This window comes from Kitasatospora cinereorecta (assembly GCF_024172095.1).
Classification (GTDB): Bacteria; Actinomycetota; Actinomycetes; order Streptomycetales; family Streptomycetaceae; genus Kitasatospora; species Kitasatospora cinereorecta.
Window position 1 is genome coordinate 1236841 of record NZ_JAMZDX010000001.1, and the last position, 19977, is coordinate 1256817.

The following is a 19977-nucleotide window of genomic DNA, read 5'->3' on the forward strand; positions in this document are numbered from 1 at the left end:
AGTTCCCCGCGCCTCCGGTGTACCCGAACGAGTGAACAAGCCAGCCGTCGCGCTGCGGCCTCGCCCGCGGGTGGAACACCTCGTCCCATGGAGCTGCGCGAGCTGATCCGGGCCAAGCCTGTCGAGAAGTCCCTCGCGGACACCCACGAGAGCGGTCACGCCCTCACCCGCACGCTGTCCGCCCTCGATCTCACCGTCTTCGGTGTCGGCGTCATCATCGGGACCGGCATCTTCGTGCTGACCGGCACCGCCGCCAAGAGCCACGCGGGCCCGGCCGTCGCGCTGTCGTTCGCCGCCGCGGGCGTGGTGTGCGCGTTGGCGGCGCTGTGCTACGCGGAGTTCGCGTCGACGGTGCCGGTGGCCGGGTCGGCGTACACGTTCGCGTACTCGACCATCGGCGAGCTGCCGGCGTGGATCATCGGCTGGGACCTGGTGCTGGAGCTGACGCTGGGTGCGGCGGTGGTGTCGGTCGGCTGGTCGGGGTACGTGCAGTCGCTGCTGAAGAGCGGCGGGGTGACGCTGCCGCACGCGATCTCGGGGGCGTCCACCGGCGGTTGGAGCTTCAACCTGCTGGCGTCGCTGCTGGTGCTGCTGCTGACGGCGGTGATCCTGCTGGGGATGCACCTGTCCGCCGAGGTGACCCGGGTGATCGTGGCGATCAAGGTGACCGTGGTCCTGATCGTGATCGTGGCGGGCCTGTTCTTCGTCAAGGCGGACAACTACTCGCCGTTCATCCCGCCGGCCCAGGAGACTCCGGGGAAGGCGGGCGGCTCGCAGCCGCTGATCCAGGCGCTGTTCGGGTACACGCCGACGGACTTCGGCGTGATGGGCATCTTCACCGCGGCGGCCGTGGTGTTCTTCGCGTTCATCGGCTTCGACATCGTGGCGACCACCGCGGAGGAGACCCGCAATCCGCAGCGCGACCTGCCGCGCGGCATCCTCGGTTCGCTGGTGATCTGCACGGTGCTGTACATGGCGGTGTCGCTGGTGGTGACCGGCATGCAGAAGTACACCGAGCTGTCGACGGACGCCCCGCTGGCGGACGCGTTCAAGGCGGTCGGGCAGGACGCGTTCGCCGACATCATCGACGTGGGCGCGGTGGCGGGCCTGACCTCGGTCACCATGATCATGCTGCTGGGGCAGAGCCGGGTGTTCTTCGCGATGAGCCGGGACGGGCTGCTGCCGCGGCTGTTCTCCTCGGTGCACCCGAAGTACAAGACGCCGACCCGGGCGATCCTGCTGCTGGGGCTGGTGGTGGCGGTGCTGGCGGGACTGATCCCGCTGGAGGAGCTCTCCGAGCTGGTGAACATCGGCACGCTGTTCGCGTTCATCGTGGTGTCGATCGGGGTGGTGATCCTCCGTCGGACCCGGCCCGATCTGCCGCGGTCGTTCCGCTGCCCGTGGGTGCCGGTGCTGCCGATCCTGTCGGTGCTGGCGTGCCTGTGGCTGATGCTCAACCTTCCGGTCCAGACGTGGTGGCGATTCCTGGTCTGGCTGGTGGTCGGCCTGGTGGTCTACTTCCTGTACGGACGGGGCCACAGCCGGCTCGGTCGGGACGCGGACGGCGGAGTCGAGCCGTAGCCGTACCAATCCGGGACCGGCGCTGCCCGCCCCGACGCCGCCCGGTAGGTTGTCATCCGTGTCCCTTGCCATCAGCCGCCTGAGTGCGCTCGCCGAACGCCTGCCCGAGCGTGTCCGGACCGGCTACTGGACCAGACTGGTCCCGGCACTGGCGCTGCTGGCCGTGGCCACCCACATCCCGTCGTTCCTGCGGCCGGTGTGGAGCCCGGACGAGGGCTACCTCGCCACCCAGGCCAGGATGCTGGCCGACGGCGGGGTCCTCTACGACACCGTGGTCGACCGCAAGCCGCCGCTGCTGCCCTGGCTGTACGAGGCGTGCTTCGCGATCTTCGGCTCGGTCTCGCTGTGGCCGCTGCGGACCCTGGCGATCGTCGCCCACCTGGTGACCGCGGTGCTGCTGGCGTCGATCGCCCGCGGCCGCTGGGGCAACCGGGCCGGGGCGTACGCCGGCGCGCTCTTCCTGCTGCTGTCCATCGGCCTCTCGCCGGAGGACACCCAGGCGGCCACCTTCGAGGTCTTCATGCTGCCCGCGATGGTGGCGGCGTTCCGGTACGCGGAGCGGCGCCGCTGGCTGGCGGCGGGCATCGCGGTGGCGCTCTGCTCGCTCACCAAGCAGACCGGCGGCGCGGTGCTGCTGCCGGTGCTGTGGATGCTGTTCCAGGACGCCCGGCGGCGCGGGGTGCGGTGGCTGCCCGCGCTGTTCAAGATCGGGTTCGGCTTCGCGCTGCCCATAGCGCTGGTCGCGATGATCCTCACCAAGCCGAAGGGCTTCCTGTTCTGGGTGGTCACCGGCAGCGGGGACTACGCCACGTTCGGCTCGAACTGGCTGCAGATGCTCGGCCGGGCGCTCGGCAACTCGGCGATCCTGCTGGCCGCCGGGCTCGGCTTCCTGCTGCCGGTCGGCCACCGGCTGTGGCTGCGCCACCGCGGCCGGCCGGTGCCGGTGCGCGGCGAGTCGTACGGCTCCTCCACCGACCTGTGGGTGTGGCTGGCCTCCTCGGTGGTCGCCGTCTCGGTGGGCTTCCACTTCTTCGGCCACTACTACCTGCAGCTGATGCCGCCGCTGGTGCTGCTCGGGGTGGCCGCGGTCTGCGCCTCGGCGGTGCGCTGGAAGCCGGTGCTGGTGTACTCGATGGTCGCGTGCACGGTCTTCTGGGGCCTGGCGATCTTCTGGCCGGGGCAGAAGCTCGACCAGACCACCGAGGTGGCCACCGCGGTCGCCGCCCAGACCACGCCGAAGGACACCGTGCTGGTCTGGGGCATGCACCCCGAGCTCTACTGGCTGGCCGACCGCCGCCCGGCCACCCGCTACCTGACCGCCGGCTTCCTGACCAACTACAGCGGCGGCAAGGACGGCCAGAAGGTCGGCGAGCAGTACAGCGTCAGCGACGCGTGGCAGACCTTCGACGAGGAGCTGGCCGCCAAGGGCCTGCCGGAGGTCGTGGTCGACGACTCCGGCACCGCCCCGTACCAGCCGGTGATGATCCCGCGGATCGAGAGCCTGCTGGACACCCACTACGAGGTCGTCGGCGTCACCGGCGACACGGTGATCTACCGCCTCAAGCGCTGACCCGCGCCACCCCGCCGGCCCGGCCCGGAAAACCGGTTGTGCCCCCTCCTAGGCTCGCCACGGGGGGTGACAGTCAGTGTGCGATGGGTGCTCCCTGCGGTGGCGCAGGAGCGCCGCCGGTCCGACGACCGGGAGAAATCACACCGTGGTCCTCAGTACCGCACTGGGCCGCAGAATCGCCTCCGGGACGGCCGCGCTCGCGCTGGCCGTCCTTCCGGCCGTTCTGGGCCTCCAGCCCGCCGCCGCGGCGGCGTCCGGCCCGCCGACCCCCGCCGACCTGAACACCTCGGGCAGCTTCGCGGACTCCTTCACCCAGGGGACCGAGCTGGACACCGACCCGATGTACGGCCTGAACGTCGGCCTCGACCGGCGCGAGCAGGACGGCACGGCGCGGCAGATCTCGTACACCCGGGTGTCCGGCCGCTGGGACACGGCCGTCCCGCCGGCGCCCTGGTACGTCCAGACCAGCCACCCGCAGCACCCGAACAAGCTGCTGTTCTCGCTCGGCCACTCCGCGGTCATGCTGGACGCCCCGGCGCTGGCCGACGAGAGCGGGCACTACACCGTGTCCACCACGGTCGACCCGGTGGAGGGCGACACCACGGGCGCGGACTGGGCCTCGATCATGCTCAGCCGCAGCCACCGCAGCACCGGCTACGTCACCAACGCCGATGTGGACCTGGGCCTGACGGTCTCCTCCGGCGGCAAGCTGGCGCTGTTCCACGGCGGTGGCGGCGAGGTGCCGTTCTGGACCGGCCGGGTCACCCCGGGTGCCGGGCCGTTCGCGGTCTCGCTGACCGTCTCCACCGGCGCCGACCGGCTGGTCTCGCTGACGGTCGACGGCACCCGCTTCGACGTCACCGCACCGGCCGGTGTCACCCGCTGGCCGAGCAGCTCCTACCTCTACCTCGGCGCCTACCTGGACTCGGCGGGCGAGGTGACCACCTTCGGCGACGGCACCGGCCACGGCCTGGCGGTCAGCCGGGTCGACACCACGGCGGCGAGCGGGCCCAAGCCCTTCGTCGACACCTTCGACGGGGTGCCGGGCGACACCGCCGACTTCGGCCTCGACCAGCAGCTGAGCGCCCGTCAGCCGTCCCCGGCGTCGGCTCACTACACCCAGGTCTCCGGCGCGCCGGGCCTCCCGGTGACGCCGGCCGCGGGCGGGGTCCGGGTGAACAGCCCGGACCGGCCGAACGCGCTGTCCTTCACCGCCCCGACCGCCGTCCGGCTCGACAAGCCGGCCACCGCCGACCTGTCCGGCACGTACACCGTCCACGCGGTGCTCACCCCCGTCGTGGGCAGCCGGACCAGCCGGGACTGGGCCTCGCTCGCGGTCAGCGGTTCGGAGGCCGGGACCGGTTGGGTGGAGGGACCGGACGTCGCGCTGGGCCTGCGGATCCGGGCCGACGGCACGCTGCAGCTGTTCCAGCACGGGACGGCCACCTGGGCGAGCGAGCAGTCCGTCCCGGCCGCCGACTCCTACCGGGTGTCCCTGGCCGTCGCCGCCGGAGCGGCCCGCCAGGCCACCCTGGTGGTCAACGGCACCGCCTTCACCGTGCCGGCCACCGCGGACCTCCCGCGGGACGGCTACGTCTACCTCGGCTCGCACCCCTCGACCACCGGCCAGGCCGGCACCGTGGACGACCTGCGGATCTCGATGATCGGCGGCCTCTCGTACTACGGCTACTTCGACATCATGGACCCGGACGCGCCGAACAACAGCGCCGACCACAGTGCGGAGGTGGCGTCCTGGACCAACCTGAACGGCTACCTCGCGCAGGACCCGCGCAAGGGCTACCTGGACTACTGCGGCCCGGCGTCCTGCATCGTCGACGCCGGCTACCAGGTCTACGACCAGGCGCACGGCGGGCCCAACCCGGACGCGCCGGCCGCGCTCGCCGGGCTGCGCGCCGCCATCGGTTCCAACATCGACAAGGTCGCCGCGGTCTACGTGATCGACGAGCCGTACTACCACGGCCTCGACGCCCGGCAGGTGCAGACCGCGGTGGACCAGATCCGGGCGGTCTTCCCGGACAAGATGATCCACCTGACCATGGACGCCGGGAGCCTGTTCAACCCGGCCGACACCATCCCGAGCGGCGTGGACGTCGTCGGGTTCGACGACTACTGCAAGGGCCGCGCCACGGTCCGCGACGAGCTCAGCCAACTGGAGCGGAAGCTCGCCTCGCCCGACCAGCACCTGATGCTCTTCCCGGAGTCCATCACCGCGGGCCTGTGGGGGTGCGAGCACACCACCGACGCTGCCATGGCGGCGGCCAACGCCGAGTACCGGGCGATCGCCGGGACCGACCCGCGGGTGGTCTACCTGCAGGACTTCCGCTGGCTCGGTCCCGACCAGGCCGCGACCTACCCGCTGACCGTCGCCGAGCAGCAGCGGGAGGGCCGCGCGGTCGTCAACGCGACCCCGCACCCGCCACTCTCCTCGGTCGGCGTCCACCGGCCGGGCGACCGCAGCTTCCACGAGGCCGACCGCGCCGCGGCGACCATCGGCAGCGCGCAGTTCGGCGCGGCCGGCGACGTCCCGCTGGTCGGGCACTGGACCGGCCCGGGCACCGACACGATCGGCGTCTACCGGCCGAGCAGCCAGACCTTCCTGCTGAGCGCCGACAACGCCACCGCGACGGTCACCGCCAGGTTCGGCAACCCCGGCGACGTCCCGCTGGTCGGCGACTGGAGCGGCCAGGGCCGGGACACCATCGGCGTCTACCGGCCGGGCGACCAGACCTTCTACCTGAGCAACGACAACGCCACCGTCGCGTACGCGATCAAGATGGGCAACCCCGGTGACACCCCGCTGGTGGGCAACTGGAGCGGCCAGGGCCGGGACACCATCGGCGTCTACCGGCCGAGCACCCAGATGTTCTACCTGAGCAACAGCAACACCAGCGCCAACCCCGACCACGTGGTGAAGTTCGGCAACCCGGGCGACGTCCCCCTCAAGGGCGACTGGGACGGCACCGGGATCGACACGGTCGGCGTCTACCGGCCCGGTGACCGCACGTTCTTCGGGGCCGCGCGCGACAGCAACGTGGTGGTCCACAGCGCCACCTTCGGCGACCTGGACGACCTCCCGCTGATCGGCAACTGGGGCTGACCCCCTCCCGTCGGCCGACCGACCGGAAAACCGGTGGGTACCGTTGACATGTCCTCCCCGTGCTGTGAATCTTGCGTCGAAACTCGGACTTTCGAGCAGTTCTGCGCAGTCATGAACAGCATGTGTTCGGTCGACGGGAGAACACCCCTTGCGCTTACTCCGCATCCAGAGCCTGGCCATCAGCCTGGCCGCCTTCACCGCCCTCGCCGGGGCCACCGTCCCGGCGAGGGCGGCCACCCCGCACTCCGCCGTCCTCGACCAGGGCCACCAGGACGTCACCTGGCAGAGCCCCCGCTACGCCAAGGGCACCCTCGGCGGGCCCACCGACTGCCCCACCGCCGAGCAGGACCCCGACGGCGCGGTCTGCGACCGCTTCGACCTCACCGTCGACGTCCCCGCTGGGTACTGGGACGACAACCCCGAGGGCGGCATCCCGGTCTCGATCCAGTGGCAGACCCCCACCGACGACTTCGACCTGTACATCTACGACTCCACCGGCCGGCAGGTCGCCAGCAGCGCCGGCACCGCCGACCCCGAGGCCACCGTCATCCCCAAGGCCTCCGGCACCTACCACCTGGTGGTCGTCCCGTACGACGTCCACGACAACGCCTACACCGGCCACGCCTACCTGCCGCGGACCACCGACGCGGGCGACCTCACCGCCTTCTCCGGGTCCCAGGGCGGCTACGACATCACCGCCGGAACGCTCCGGGCCCGGGTCGACTTCCTCGCCGACGACCAGCTGCGGCTGCGCGCCGCCCCCGACGGCGTGCTCACCGACCCGGCCGGCTCCACGATCGTCCGCACCCAGCCCGAACCGCAGCGCGACACCAGCACCTTCGACGCCGGCGACTACTACGGCATCCGCGCCAGGAACGTGGTGCTGCGGGTCTACAAGCACCCGCTGCGCTTCGGGCTCTACCGGGCCGACAACCGCACCGCGATCTGGCAGGAGTCCGCCCCGCTGCGCTGGAGCACCGGGGGCATGCGGCAGAGCCTGGTCCGCGGCGCCGACGAGCAGTTCTTCGGCGGCGGCGAGCAGAACGGCTCCTTCTCGCACCGCGACACCACGATCCGGGTCGCCAACAGCTTCGACTGGAACGAGGGCGGCTACAACAACTCCCAGCCCTTCTACGTCTCCACCGCCGGCTACGGCGTCTTTCGCAACACCTTCGCCCCGGGCGTCTACGACTTCGGCTCGCCGGTCCGCACCGGCCAGCAGGAACGCCGCCTGGACGCCTACTACTTCACCGGCGACCTGAAGACGGTGATCGGCCGCTACACCGCGCTGGTCGGCAAGCCCTTCATGCCGCCGGTCTACGGCCTGGAGCCCGGCGACTCCGACTGCTACCTGCACAACGCCAACCGCGGCGAACGGCACACCCAGGACGCGCTCAAGGTCGCCGACGGGTACGCGCAGAACGGGATGCCGCTCGGCTGGATGCTGGTCAACGACGGCTACGGCTGCGGCTACGAGGATCTCGCCGCGACCGGCGCGGGCCTGCGCAAGGACCACGCCCAGCTCGGCCTGTGGACCCAGAACGGCCTGCCCAACCAGGCCGAGGAGGTCAAGGCCGGCGTCCGGGTCCGCAAACTGGACGTGGCCTGGGTCGGCAACGGCTACGACTTCGCCCTGAACGCCTGCGACCAGGCCAAGGCCGGCATCGAGGACAACAGCGACGCCCGCGGCTTCGTCTGGCTGCCCGTCTCCTGGGCCGGCGCCCAGCGCTGCGGCGTGCTGTGGAGCGGCGACCAGAGCCTGTCCTGGGACTACATCCGCTGGCAGATCCCCACCTACGCGGGCGCCACCATGTCCGGCATCGCCTACAACACCGGCGACGTGGGCTCGATCTACCGGCACGACCCGAAGATGTACGCCCGCGACCTGCAGTGGAAGGCCTTCCTGCCGGCCGTCATGACCATGGACGGCTGGGCGAGCGACCTCACCACCAAGCAGCCGCACGACCAGCAGCCCTGGCTCGACGGCGAGCCGTACACCTCGATCAACCGGAAGTACCTGCAGCTCAAGGAGCGGCTGCTGCCGTACATGTACACCCTGTCCGCCGAGGCCGCGAGGACCGGCGTCGGCGCCGTCCGCCCGCTCGCGCTGGAGTACCCCGACGACCCGGCGGCGCTCGGGCCGCAGGCCACCTACGAGTTCATGGCCGGGCCGGACTTCCTGGTCGCGCCGGTCTACTCGGACACCGAGGTCCGCGACGGCATCTACCTGCCCAAGGGCACCTGGACCGACTACTGGACCGGCCGCACCTACCAGGGCCCCACCGTCGTCAACGGCTACCGGGCGCCGCTGGACACCCTGCCGCTGTTCGTCAAGGGCGGCTCCATCGTGCCGATGTGGCCGAAGGGGACGCTCTCCTGGGAGAACCGCGACCGCACCGAACTGGACTACGACCTCTACCCGCAGGGCGACACCGCCTACACCCTCTACGAGGACGACGGCGTCACCCGGCAGTACGCCCAGGGCTCCTCGGCCACCCAGCGGGTGGACGTGCACGCCCACGGCGCGGCCACCGTCGTCCAGGTCGGCGCCAGCGAGGGCACGTACGCCGGCCAGCCCGCCGCCCGGGCCTACCGCTTCACCGTCCACGGGCAGGGCGAACCCCGGCTGGTGGTCGGACCGGGCGGCCCGCTGCCGAAGCTGACCACCGACGACCCGGCCGCCACCGGCTGGCGGTACGACCCCGCGACCGGCGTCACCGAGATCAGGACGCCCTCGCGCCCCACCGACCGCCCGTTCTCGGTCGAGATCATCCACTGACGGCGCGGGTCCCGGCCCCGGTGCGGGGCCGGGACCCGACGTCACACCGTCGCCAACTCCCGGGCGGGCACCGGGGTGCGCAGCCCCGGCGCCAGCGCCAGGGTGACGGCGATCGACCCGGCCGCGAGCACGGCCATCGCCGTCGCGGGCGAGGTCCATCCGGCGACGGCACCCGCCAGCCCGGCTCCCACGCCCTGCAGGGTGAGCAGGCCGGAGGAGTGCAGCCCGAGCGCGTGCCCGCTCATGTCGTCCGGGGTCAGCGCCATCAGCCGGTCCTGGAGCAGCAGGCTCGCCGAGTACCCCACCGAGGCGAGGGTCACGGCCGCCAGCGCGAGCCACAGCGTCGGACGCAGCGCGAACACCAGGTACGGGACGGCGAGCAGCAACCGCAGCGGCGAGCCGAGCCGGGCCCGCCAGTGGCCGGGCAGGAACCGGCCGGTGAGGGTGTCACCCACCAGCATGCCGAACGCGGCGCAGGCCAGCAGCAGACCCGAGTGCGCGGGCGCGTACGGCACGAACAGCGACTCGCAGCCGACGATCAGCCCGTTCGGCACCCAGAGCGCGAGGTACACGTACCGGCGCGGCCGGGCCGACCACAGCGCCGCGTTGTTCCGCCAGGTCCGGGCGACCGACGGACGTCCGACCGCCCGCGGCGCCCGCGGGCGCAGACCGAAGCGCGCGATCCCCGCCGCCGCGACGTACAGGCCGGCGGCCACCAGCAGGGTCCCGCGCGCGGACACCTGCTGCACCAGGACACCACCGATCGCGAACCCGCAGATCTGCACCACCCCGACCGACATGCTGAGCACCGAGCGGCCGAGGAGGAAGTCCTGCCTGGCCAGGATGTCGGTCAGCAGCCCGAACGTCGTGCCGCGGCCCGCGGCGGTCACCAGCCCGAAACAGAGCAGGACGGCGAACACCGCCCACACCGGCAGCCCGGGGACGGCCTGGACGGCCGTCCCGGCGCCCAGCACCAGGGCCAGGCCGCTCATCGCCGCGCGCGGCGGCAGCCGGTCGGCGGCCGACAACAGCGTCGCGGCGCCCACCACCTGGGCCAGCGCCGGACCGAACATGGCGAGCGAGGACAGCAGCGGCGAACCGGTGGCCGAGTACACGAGTGCGGCGAGCGCCGGCCCGGCCACCGTCTGCGCGGCGGTCTGGACCGACCAGGTCAGGAAGAACGGCGCGAACTCCGGTGCACGGAACAACTCTTGATACGTACGCATGACCCGGAGTCTGCAAATCCCCGGCGGCCGGGCGATACAGTTTCGCGGGGAGGCGAAACGTGGGGCTGTGGCAGATCAACGCGGACACCCTGGCGGGCAGCCGCTTCGTCGTGTCCGAACTGGCCGAGGCCGTCGCGAGCCTCAAGGCCCTGCACACCCGTAAGGCCACCGACCCGGGGGCGCGCGCCTGGCTCGACGCCCACCTGCCCGCCTACCGGAGGCGGACGGCCGCCGACCCGATCACCGCGCTGATCGTCCGGTGCGCGCTCGACACCACCTGGAACCCCGACTACCTCACCCCCACCCCGACCGGCGAGGGCGAGGCGGGCTTCGCCGAGGAACTGGCGGCGGTGCGGGCGACCGCACCGGACACCGCCCGGGCCGACCTCGCCGTCTCCGTCGGCGGACCACTGCCGGCCGCCCTGCACCGCGACGACCTCGCCGCCCGCACCGCCGACCTGCTCGCCTGGGTCTGGACCGAGACCGTCCTGCCGTACTGGCCCCGGCGCCGACGCGTCATCGAGGCCGACATCGTCGCGCGCACCGCCCAGTTGAGCCACAGCGGCTGGGCGGCGGCGCTGGACGACCTGCGGCCCGGCATGCGCTGGCTGGGGGACGGGCGGCTGCGGATCAACCGCTTCGACTACCCGCCGCGCGAGGTCGCCGATGCCCGGCTGATGTTCGTCCCGGTGACGCCGAGCACGGGCTGGGTCTCCTGGGACAGCGCCGGACGCCGCTTCGCCGTCGTCTACCCCTGCTCCGGCACCCTGGCCGACTCCGCGCCGCAGCCCGTCCCCGACCCGCTGGGCCGGCTGCTCGGGCCCGGCCGGGCCGCCGTCCTGGTCCTGCTCGACACCCCCAAGAGCACCACCCACCTGGTGGCGCTCACCGGCCAGGGCCTCGGCTCGGTGGGCCGCCACCTCAAAGTGCTGCTGGACGCCCGCCTGATCGACCGCCGCCGCGCCGGCCGTTCCGTGCTCTACTACCGGACGTCCGCCGCCGAGGCACTGCTCGCCGCCCAGCGCGAATGACCGCTCGTCAGCAGAACACCAGCGCGTGGCCGGTGGCGATGCTCGCCTGGCACGCCCGGTACAGGCCGTACCAGGTGAACTTCTCCGCCTCGTACGGGTCGCCCGCCGGGACGTCCGCCAGCAGCGCCTCCTGCCCCGGCGCGAGGGCCCCGGCCTCCACCGCGATGCCGATCGCCGGCGCGCACCGCACCAGCTCCGCCAGCAGCCGCTGCGTCGACCCGACCATCCCGCCGCCGGCCACCGCCTCCTCGTCCAGGAACAGCGGGTCGTCGAACTCCACCGGCACGTAGAAGCCCGCGCAGTCCGAGTGGCACAGCAGGTGCGAGGACATCATCATCGTCTCGTCCTCCACCAGCTCCGCGTCCCGGGCCAACCGCTCCGGCGCCGTCGACCCGGCCGGCGACACCGGCTCGCCGTTCACATGCAACGCGTACGCCCGCCGCACCTGGTGCAAGTAGCTGTACGGGAACCCCACCGAGGCACCCTCGGCCGCCACCCCCTCCGGCTCGCGCCACCCGACGCCCACCGCAGCCAGCACCCCGGACAGTGCGGCAAGATCCTCGGAGTAGTGGTCGTTCTCCCCGACCGACAGTGCAAGTCCCATACCCCGCAGGCTAGGGGGCACGTCCGACAACGCCGACGGGCGGTACCCCCGGTTCTGGGAGTACCGCCCGTCGATGCGTCACTGCGTCACTGCGTCAGGTTCAGGCCGGGACGGAGGCCAGGCCCGGGGCGAGGAACTTCTTGCCGATGACCCGCTCGGAGACGCCCTCGCGGTCCAGGTACGGCGTGATGCCGCCCAGGTGGAAGGGCCAGCCGGCGCCGGTGATCATGCAGAGGTCGATGTCCTGCGCCTCGCCGACGACGCCCTCGTCGAGCATCAGGCCGATCTCCTGCGCGACGGCGTCCAGGGCCTTGGCGAGGACCTGCTCCTCCGTCAGCACGGTGTCACCGAAGGACAGCAGCGCCAGGACCTCGGGGTCGAGCACCTGCTGGCCGTCCTGCCAGACGTAGAAGCCGCGCTTGCCGGCCTTGACCAGCTTGGTGAGGTTCTCGGAGACGGTGTACCGCTCCGGGAAGGCCGCGGCGAGGGTCTCCGACACGTGCAGGGCGATGGCCGGGCCGACCAGCTCCAGCAGCACGATCGGGGACATCGGCAGACCGAGCGGGAGCACGGCCTTCTCGATCGTCTCGATCGGGGTGCCCTCGTCGATGGAGCTCTGGATCGCGTCCATGAAGCGGAGCAGGATCCGGTTCACCACGAACGCCGGGGCGTCCTTGGTCAGGACGGCCGTCTTCTTCAGCTTCTTGGCGACACCGAAGGCGGTGGCCAGCGAAGCGTCGTCGGTCTTCTCCGCGCGGACGATCTCCAGCAGCGGGAGGATCGCGACCGGGTTGAAGAAGTGGAAGCCGACCACGCGCTCCGGGTGCTGGAGCTTGGAGGCCATCTCGGTGACCGACAGCGACGAGGTGTTGGTGGCCAGGATGGTGGTCGGCGAGACCACGGCCTCCAGCTCGGCGAAGACGTTCTGCTTGACGCCCATCTCCTCGAACACGGCCTCGATCACGAAGTCCGCGTCACCGAAGGCGACGGCCTTGTCCAGGTGGCCGGTGACCAGGCCCTTGAGCTTGTTGGCCTTGTCGTTGCCGATCCGGCCCTTGGCCAGCAGCTTGTCGATCTCGGCGTGGACGTAGCCCACGCCCTTGTCGATGCGCTCCTGGTCGATGTCGGTCAGGACGACCGGCACCTCCATGCGGCGGGCGAACAGCAGCGCCAGCTGCGAGGCCATCAGGCCCGCGCCGACCACGCCGACCTTGGAGACCGGGCGGGCCAGCGACTTGTCCGGGGCACCGAACGGCTTCTTGGCCCGGCGCTGCACCAGGTTGAAGGCGTACAGGCCGCTGCGCAGCTCGCCGGTCATGATGAGGTCGGCCAGCGCCGTGTCCTCGGCGTCGAAGCCGGCCTGCAGGTCCTGGTCCTTGACCTGCTGGATGATGTCGAGCGCCTTGTACGCGGCCGGGGCGGCCCCGTGTACCTTGGCGTCGGCGACCAGGCGGCCCCAGGCGACGGCGTCGTCCCAGGCCTTGCCGCGGTCGATCTCCTCGCGCTCGACGGCGACCTCGCCCTTGAGGACCTTGGCGGCCCACAGGATCGACTGCTCCAGGAAGTCGGCCGGCTCGAAGATCGCGTCCGCGATGCCGAGCTCGAACACCTCGGCGCCCTTGAGCTGCTTGTTCTGGCTCATCGAGTTCTCGATGATGACCTTGATCGCCTTGGAGGGGCCGATCAGGTTCGGCAGGATGGTGCAGCCGCCCCAGCCGGGGACCAGGCCGAGGAAGACCTCGGGCAGCGAGAACGCCGGGACGCCCGAGCTGACGGTGCGGTAGGTGGCGTGCAGGCCGACCTCCACGCCGCCGCCCATCGCCGCGCCGTTGTAGAACGCGAAGGACGGGACGGGCAGCGCGGCGATCCGCTTGAAGACGTCGTGGCCGCCCTTGCCGATGGCCAGCGCGTCGGAGTGCTCCTTGAGCACCTCGACGCCCTTGAGGTCGGCGCCGACCGCGAAGATGAACGGCTTACCGGTGATGGCGGCGGCGACGATCGTGCCCTCGGCCGCCTCGGCCTCGACCTGGTCCAGCGCCTCGGACAGCTTGGCCAGCGAGCCGGGACCGAAGGTGGTCGGCTTGGTGTGGTCGAAGCCGTTGTCCAGGGTGATCAGCGCCAGCTTGCCGGCCTGCAGCGGCAGGTCCAGGTGACGCACGTGCGCGGTGGTGACGACCTCGCCGGGGAACAGCTCGGCGGCGCGCTTCAGCAGCTCAGTGGTGCTCATGGTCACTTACCACCCTCGAAGTGCGGGTTTTCCCAGATGACCGTGGCGCCCATGCCGAAGCCGATGCACATGGAGGTCAGGCCGTAGCGGACGTCGGGGCGCTGCTCGAAGCGGCGGGCCAGCTGGGTCATCAGGCGCACGCCCGAGGAGGCCAGCGGGTGGCCGAAGGCGATCGCGCCGCCGTACGGGTTCACGCGCTCGTCGTCGTCGGCGATGCCGAAGTGGTCGAGCATGGCCAGCACCTGGACGGCGAAGGCCTCGTTGATCTCGAACGCCTGGATGTCGTCGATCGTCAGACCGGCCTTGGCCAGGGCCTTCTCGGTCGCCGGGACCGGGCCGATGCCCATGACCTCGGGCTCGACGCCGACGTAGGCGTAGGAGACCAGGCGCATCTTGACCGGCAGGCCGAGCTCCTCGGCCACGTCCTCGGCCGCGAGCAGCGAGGCGGTGGCGCCGTCGTTCAGACCGGCCGCGTTGCCCGCGGTGATGTTGCCGTGCGGGCGGAACGGGGTCTTCAGGCCCGCCAGCGACTCCAGCGTGGTGCCGGGGCGCATCGGCTCGTCCGTGGTGGACAGGCCCCAGCCGGTCTCGCCGGCGGCCGGGTTGGTGTTGCGGACCGCGATCGGCACCAGGTCGGGCTGGATGTCGCCGTTGGCGTACGCCTTGGCGGCCTTCTCCTGCGAGCGCACGGCGTAGGCGTCGCAGCGCTCCTTGGTGATGTGCGGGAAGCGGTCGTGCAGGTTCTCGGCGGTCATGCCCATGAACAGGGCGGACTCGTCGACCAGCTTCTCGGAGACGAAGCGCGGGTTCGGGTCCACGCCCTCGCCCATCGGGTGGCGGCCCATGTGCTCGACGCCACCGGCGACCACGATGTCGTACGCGCCGAAGGCGATGCCGCCCGCGGTGGTGGTGACGGCGGTCATCGCGCCGGCACACATGCGGTCGATCGCGTAGCCCGGGACGGACTTCGGCAGGCCGGCCAGCAGGCCCGCGGTGCGGCCGATGGTCAGGCCCTGGTCGCCGATCTGCGTGGTCGCGGCGATGGCGACCTCGTCGATGCGCTCGACCGGCAGGTTCGGGTTGCGGCGCACGAGCTCACGGATGCACTTGACGACCAGGTCGTCCGCGCGGGTCTCGGCGTAGATGCCCTTCGGGCCGGCCTTGCCGAACGGGGTGCGGACGCCGTCGACGAAGACGACGTCCCTCGCGGTACGAGGCACGGGGGCTCTCCTCCCAAGGGGACATGACGTTGAACGCGCAGTCCGCACGGCTCACGGGTATGAAGCGGCGTTGCTGCGCCAGCCATGCTACCCGCCAGTAACTAGCTTGGACAGGGGAGGAGGGGGTGTGTTCCGCACCACGTCAAGCATGAGGGGCGCGGGGAACTGCGCGCGGCCGTGCTCCACGAGGGTGCATGGCCGGGCGCGCAGTTCCCCGCGCCCCTTCAGGTGCCTACTCCGCCGGAGTCGAGAAAGCTTCCGCCATGACCGGGGCCACCAGGTCGACCTGCCACTGGCGGGCGCCGAGGGCGCGGAGGGCGGCGGCGACGGACTCCGCGTCCGGGGTGGCGGGCGGCTCCCAGGAGACGCGGCGGACCAGGTCGGGGGTGATCAGGTTCTCGGCGGGCAGGTTGTGCTGCTCGGCGAGTTCCGTGACGGCGGCGCGGGCCGCGGAGAGCCGGGCGGCGGCGACCGGGTCCTTGTCGGCCCAGGCGCGCGGCGGCGGCGGGCCGTCGTGCGGGGCGGCGGCGGGCGGCAGCTGGTTCTCGGGGATCTCGCGGGCGCGCTGGAGCGCGGCCAGCCACTGGTCGAGCTGGCGCCGGTTGGCACGCGGACCGAACCCGGTGACGGCGAGCAGCGCGGGCGCGTTGAGCGGCATGGCGAGCGCGGCGTTGACGATCGCGGCGTCGGGCAGCACCCGGCCGGGGGAGACGTCGCGCTCGCGGGCGATCCGGTCGCGGGCGAGCCACAGTTCGCGGACGGCGGCGAGCTGGCGGCGGCGGCGGACCTTGTGCAGCTGGGAGGTGCGGCGCCAGGGGTCGGTGCGCGGGGCGGGACGGGGGGCGTCGACCAGGGCGGCGAACTCCTCCAGCGCCCAGCCGAGCTTGCCCTGGGCGTCCAGCTCGCGCTCGAGTTCGTCGCGCAGCTCGACCAGCACCTCGACGTCCAGCGCGGCGTAGCGCAGCCAGGGTTCGGGCAGCGGGCGGGTGGACCAGTCCACCGCGGAGTGCTCCTTGGCGAGCGACAGGCCGAGCACGTTCTCGGTCATCGGGCCGAGGCCGACCCGGGGGAAGCCGGCCAGACGGCCGGCCAGCTCGGTGTCGAAGAGCCTGCGCGGGGTCATGCCGACCTCGGCCAGGCAGGGGAGGTCCTGGGTGGCGGCGTGCACCACCCACTCGGCGTCGGCGAGGGCGGCGCCGAGCGCGGAGAGGTCGGGGCAGGCGATCGGGTCGATCAGCGCGGTTCCGGCGCCGGCCCGGCGCAGTTGGATCAGGTAGGCGCGCTGGCCGTAGCGGTAGCCCGAGGCGCGCTCGGCGTCGACGGCGACCGGCCCGGTGCCGCCGGCGAACGCGGCGACGGTCTCGGCGAGCGCGGTCTCGTCCGCCACGACCGGTGGCAGCCCCTCCCGCGGCTCGAGGAGCGGGACCGGGGCTGTCTCTTCAGGGATGGCTGCTACGGCGTCGGTCACTCCCCAAGGGTACGACGGGGAGGGGCGCCGGGAGTGTTGTCCGACTGGTCGGACCATGTTCCGACATATGCCACGGACCGTTCGTGGTGGACCGGACCGCCTCTGGCCGGGGCGTTCCCGGTTCGTGGCGACGGCGGCCCGGAGGAAACGTTCCTCCGGGCCGCCACCAGGGAAGTCACCGATCCGTCAGTGGATGATTCCGGTTCGCAGCGCGACGGCGACCATGCCGGCCCGGTCACCGGTGCCCAGCTTGCGGGCGATCCGGGCGAGATGGCTCTTCACGGTGAGGGCGGAGAGCCCCATCGCGACGCCGATGGCCTTGTTGGACTGGCCCTCCGCCACCAGCCGCAGGACCTCGACCTCACGGCCGGACAGCTCCCGGTACGCCGAGGGCTGCGCGCCGGGGGCACCGGGCGCCGCGCCCGGGGCGCCGGGCTGGCCGTGGCCGCCGGGGACACCCGGCATGCCCGGACGCCGCATCCGCCCGGCCAGGCCGGCCGCGCCGAGCGGCATCCCGGGGCGGCCCGGCATCGCCACGTTGGTGCGGGTACCGGTGACCACGTAGCCCTTGACGCCGCCGGCCAGCGCCGAGCGGACCGCGCCGATGTCGTCGGCGGCGGACAGCGCCAGGCCGTTGGGCCAGCCCGCGGCCCGGGTCTCGGCGAGGATCGTCAGCCCGGAGCCGTCCGGGAGGTGGACGTCCGCGATGCAGATGTCGCGCGGGGTGGCGACCCGGGGACGGGCCTCGGCGATCGAGGAGACCTCGATGACGTCGCGGACGCCCAGCGCCCACAGGTGGCGGGTGACGGTGTTCCGGACCCGGGGATCAGCGATGACCACCATCGCGGTGGGCTTGGTCGGACGGTAGGCGACCACGTTTGCGGGGTGCTCGAGAAGGACCGACACCAGCGCCTCCTGTGGGGAGTGGCGGACGGCAGCTCCTCGTCGCCGCCTCTGGCCTGGGGGCGCTCGGAGTGTTCCGCGTTTGGAAAGGGTCACTGACACCTTCGGCATCAACCGTGCCCGCCTTTAGCGAGTGATCACGATCTAGTGAGTAACAATACGGACAAATCGCGCAGGTGACCGGTACGACATGCCCGGCATTCGTACGTTTTCGATCGGAAATCGACACGCGACGATCGGCATCAGTCGATGAATTGACACGGAGTGCGACACAAGTCACACTCCGTCAGTCCTGCGGGTGGCTTCGCGCCCGCGCCGCGCCGGTGTCCCTCAGTGGGGGCGCGGACGGCGTCGCGCCGGCATCGGAACCACTCCGCCGAGTGACGTCGCCTCCGGCAGCGGAACCGCGGCCGAGACCGGCGGCAGGCCGGCGCAGACGCACAGCAGGTCGCCCCAGGCGGCCAGGTGCCGCTCGAACCGGCCGTCCGACGGCGTCCAGGACGCCCGCAGTTCGATCTCGGTGGAGGAACCGCGCTCGGCGAGCGCGCCGAAGTACTGGGAGTGGCAGCGGGTCACCGTGCCGCCGGCCTCGGAGTGCCCGGCGCCGTGCGCCTGCAGCGCGTCCAGCAGCCAGGCCCAGCCCACCTCGGAGAGCATCGGGTCGCCGGCGATCTCCGGCTCCAGCTCGGCCCGGGTCATGGTGACCACCCGGAAGTCGCCGTGCCAGGCCTCCGGGCCGGCCGGGTCGTGCAGCAGCACCAGCGTGCCGTCGGCCAACTCCTCGCCGTCCACCTCGACCGAGGCGGAGAGCGCGAAGGTGAACGGGGCGAGGCGCCGCGGCGCCGGAGTGGGCGAGAGCACCAGCTCCGGACGGAGCCGCGCCGAAGTCAGCGCCTCGACCGCGTCGCGGAACTCGATCGGCGCCGACTCCTTGCCCGCCCCGCCACCCTGTGCGGATTGCCCGCCGACCGCTGCCATGACCGGAAGCCTAGGTGGCGCGAGCCCGCAAGCCGAGCACTTTCGGGTGCGTGGCGTGCCGGATTCGGGCCGGAAGCAGGTCCGCAGCCTGCTCTGGAGGAACCCACGACCTGCGGAAAGCCGGTGGCGGGGGAGGCGCGTGCGAAGATTTGACCCGTGAGTGAGACTTCCGCGGCGACCCCCGCAGCCCAGCCCGGTCAGCAGTCCAGCCAGGTCACCGCGCGCCGCGGTGCCGCGCACGACTCCGTGTTCCTGCGCGCGGCCCGGTTCGAGCCGGTGCCGTACACCCCGGTGTGGTTCATGCGCCAGGCCGGCCGCTCGCTCCCCGAGTACCTCAAGGTGCGCGAGGGCATCCCGATGCTCGAGTCCTGCATGCGGCCCGAGCTGGTCAAGGAGATCACCCTCCAGCCGGTGCGCCGGCACGGCGTCGACGCCGCGATCTTCTTCTCCGACATCGTGGTGCCGCTCAAGGCCGTCGGCATCGACGTCGACATCAAGCCCGGCGTCGGCCCGGTCATCGCCGACCCGATCCGCTCGTTCGACGACCTGCAGCGGCTGCGCCCGCTCGAGCCGGACGACATGCCGTACATCGCCGAGGCGGTCGGCCTGCTGGTCGACGAGCTCGGCACCACCCCGCTGATCGGCTTCGCCGGCGCCCCCTTCACGCTGGCCAGCTACCTGATCGAGGGCGGGCCCTCGCGGACGTACGAGAACACCAAGGCGATGATGTACGGCGAGCCCGAGCTGTGGGCCGCCCTGGTCGACCGGCTGGCGCAGATCACCTCGGCCTTCCTGAAGATCCAGATCGAGGCCGGCGCCTCCGCGATCCAGCTGTTCGACTCCTGGGCCGGTGCGCTCGCCCCCGACGAGTACCGCCGCTCGGTGCTGCCCGCAAGCTCCAAGGTCTTCGACGCGGTGGCCCCGTACGGCGTGCCGCGGATCCACTTCGGCGTCAACACCGGCGAACTGCTCGGCCTGATGGGCCAGGCCGGCGCGGACATCGTCGGCGTCGACTGGCGGGTGCCGCTCCACCTGGCCGCCGAGCGGGTCGGCCCGGGCAAGGGCCTGCAGGGCAACCTCGACCCGGCGGTGCTGTTCGCCCCGACCCGCGTGGTGGAGACCAAGGCCCGCGAGGTGCTGCACGCCGCCCAGGCGATCGGCGACAGCGGCCACATCTTCAACCTCGGCCACGGCGTCATGCCGTCCATGGACCCGGACGCGCTGACCCGGCTGGTCGCCTTCGTCCACGAGGCCAGCGCCCGCTGAGCCCCC

At 72.1% G+C, this 19977-nt stretch carries 13 protein-coding genes; 6 read left to right on the forward strand and 7 right to left on the reverse strand.

Annotated elements, in window-relative coordinates; translation table 11 throughout:
• The first annotated feature begins 87 nt into the window (after positions 1-87).
• From FHR36_RS05490 to FHR36_RS05505, 4 genes are all read left to right on the forward strand, one after another.
• Positions 88-1581: an amino acid permease gene (locus FHR36_RS05490; RefSeq protein ID WP_253794216.1), complete on the forward strand. Its 1494-nt coding sequence runs from the start codon at positions 88-90 to the stop codon at positions 1579-1581.
• 58 nt (positions 1582-1639) lie between these two features.
• Positions 1640-3151: an ArnT family glycosyltransferase gene (locus tag FHR36_RS05495; RefSeq protein WP_253794218.1), complete on the forward strand. Its 1512-nt coding sequence runs from the start codon at positions 1640-1642 to the stop codon at positions 3149-3151.
• Between the two features lie 145 nt (positions 3152-3296).
• On the forward strand, positions 3297-6269 hold the full coding sequence (locus FHR36_RS05500) for a hypothetical protein (RefSeq protein ID WP_253794219.1): 2973 nt from the start codon (positions 3297-3299) through the stop codon (positions 6267-6269).
• Between the two features lie 628 nt (positions 6270-6897).
• Positions 6898-9048 carry a glycoside hydrolase family 31 protein gene (locus FHR36_RS05505; RefSeq protein ID WP_407660803.1) on the forward strand — a complete coding sequence of 717 codons (2151 nt, stop codon included), beginning with the start codon at positions 6898-6900 and terminating at the stop codon, positions 9046-9048.
• 41 nt (positions 9049-9089) lie between these two features.
• Here the strand turns inward: FHR36_RS05505 and FHR36_RS05510 are convergent, their stop codons facing one another.
• On the reverse strand, positions 9090-10274 hold the full coding sequence (locus tag FHR36_RS05510) for an MFS transporter (RefSeq protein WP_253794221.1): 1185 nt from the start codon (positions 10272-10274) through the stop codon (positions 9090-9092).
• Between the two features lie 59 nt (positions 10275-10333).
• On the opposite strand from FHR36_RS05510, the gene FHR36_RS05515 reads away from it, so the two are divergent.
• Positions 10334-11305 carry an ArsR/SmtB family transcription factor gene (locus FHR36_RS05515; protein ID WP_253794222.1) on the forward strand — a complete coding sequence of 324 codons (972 nt, stop codon included), beginning with the start codon at positions 10334-10336 and terminating at the stop codon, positions 11303-11305.
• Between the two features lie 7 nt (positions 11306-11312).
• On the opposite strand, the gene FHR36_RS05520 is transcribed toward FHR36_RS05515, so the two are convergent.
• From FHR36_RS05520 to FHR36_RS05545, 6 genes are all read right to left on the reverse strand, one after another.
• Positions 11313-11909 (reverse strand): putative DNA-mimic protein, encoded by a 597-nt coding sequence (locus FHR36_RS05520; protein ID WP_253794223.1) that lies wholly within the window; start codon positions 11907-11909, stop codon positions 11313-11315.
• Between the two features lie 100 nt (positions 11910-12009).
• The gene (locus FHR36_RS05525; protein ID WP_253794224.1) at positions 12010-14136 is read right to left on the reverse strand and encodes a 3-hydroxyacyl-CoA dehydrogenase NAD-binding domain-containing protein; all 2127 of its coding nucleotides are present in this window, start codon (positions 14134-14136) and stop codon (positions 12010-12012) included.
• Between the two features lie 2 nt (positions 14137-14138).
• A complete protein-coding gene (locus FHR36_RS05530) occupies positions 14139-15356 on the reverse strand; it encodes a thiolase family protein (protein ID WP_253794226.1) in 1218 nt (405 codons plus the stop codon).
• 232 nt (positions 15357-15588) lie between these two features.
• Entirely contained in the window at positions 15589-16824 is a 1236-nt protein-coding gene (locus tag FHR36_RS05535; protein WP_253794227.1) for a ribonuclease D, read from the reverse strand.
• 186 nt (positions 16825-17010) lie between these two features.
• The gene (locus FHR36_RS05540) at positions 17011-17730 is read right to left on the reverse strand and encodes a LuxR C-terminal-related transcriptional regulator (protein WP_253794228.1); all 720 of its coding nucleotides are present in this window, start codon (positions 17728-17730) and stop codon (positions 17011-17013) included.
• Positions 17731-18057: 327 nt separating this feature from the next.
• The gene (locus tag FHR36_RS05545; RefSeq protein WP_253794229.1) at positions 18058-18705 is read right to left on the reverse strand and encodes a DUF3000 domain-containing protein; all 648 of its coding nucleotides are present in this window, start codon (positions 18703-18705) and stop codon (positions 18058-18060) included.
• A gap of 246 nt (positions 18706-18951) precedes the next feature.
• Between FHR36_RS05545 and hemE the strand changes: the two genes are divergently transcribed.
• Positions 18952-19971 carry a uroporphyrinogen decarboxylase gene (gene hemE, locus FHR36_RS05550; protein ID WP_253794767.1) on the forward strand — a complete coding sequence of 340 codons (1020 nt, stop codon included), beginning with the start codon at positions 18952-18954 and terminating at the stop codon, positions 19969-19971.
• Positions 19972-19977: the final 6 nt, after the last annotated feature.

Bases quoted from the DNA above. Each gene is read 5' to 3' on its own strand.
- FHR36_RS05545 (WP_253794229.1), bottom strand. From the start codon at position 18,705: ATGGCAGCGGTCGGCGGGCAATCCGCACAGGGTGGCGGGGCGGGCAAG.
- FHR36_RS05510 (WP_253794221.1), bottom strand. From the start codon at position 10,274: ATGCGTACGTATCAAGAGTTGTTCCGTGCACCGGAGTTCGCGCCGTTC.
- FHR36_RS05520 (WP_253794223.1), bottom strand. From the start codon at position 11,909: ATGGGACTTGCACTGTCGGTCGGGGAGAACGACCACTACTCCGAGGAT.
- FHR36_RS05490 (WP_253794216.1), top strand. From the start codon at position 88: ATGGAGCTGCGCGAGCTGATCCGGGCCAAGCCTGTCGAGAAGTCCCTC.
- FHR36_RS05525 (WP_253794224.1), bottom strand. From the start codon at position 14,136: ATGAGCACCACTGAGCTGCTGAAGCGCGCCGCCGAGCTGTTCCCCGGC.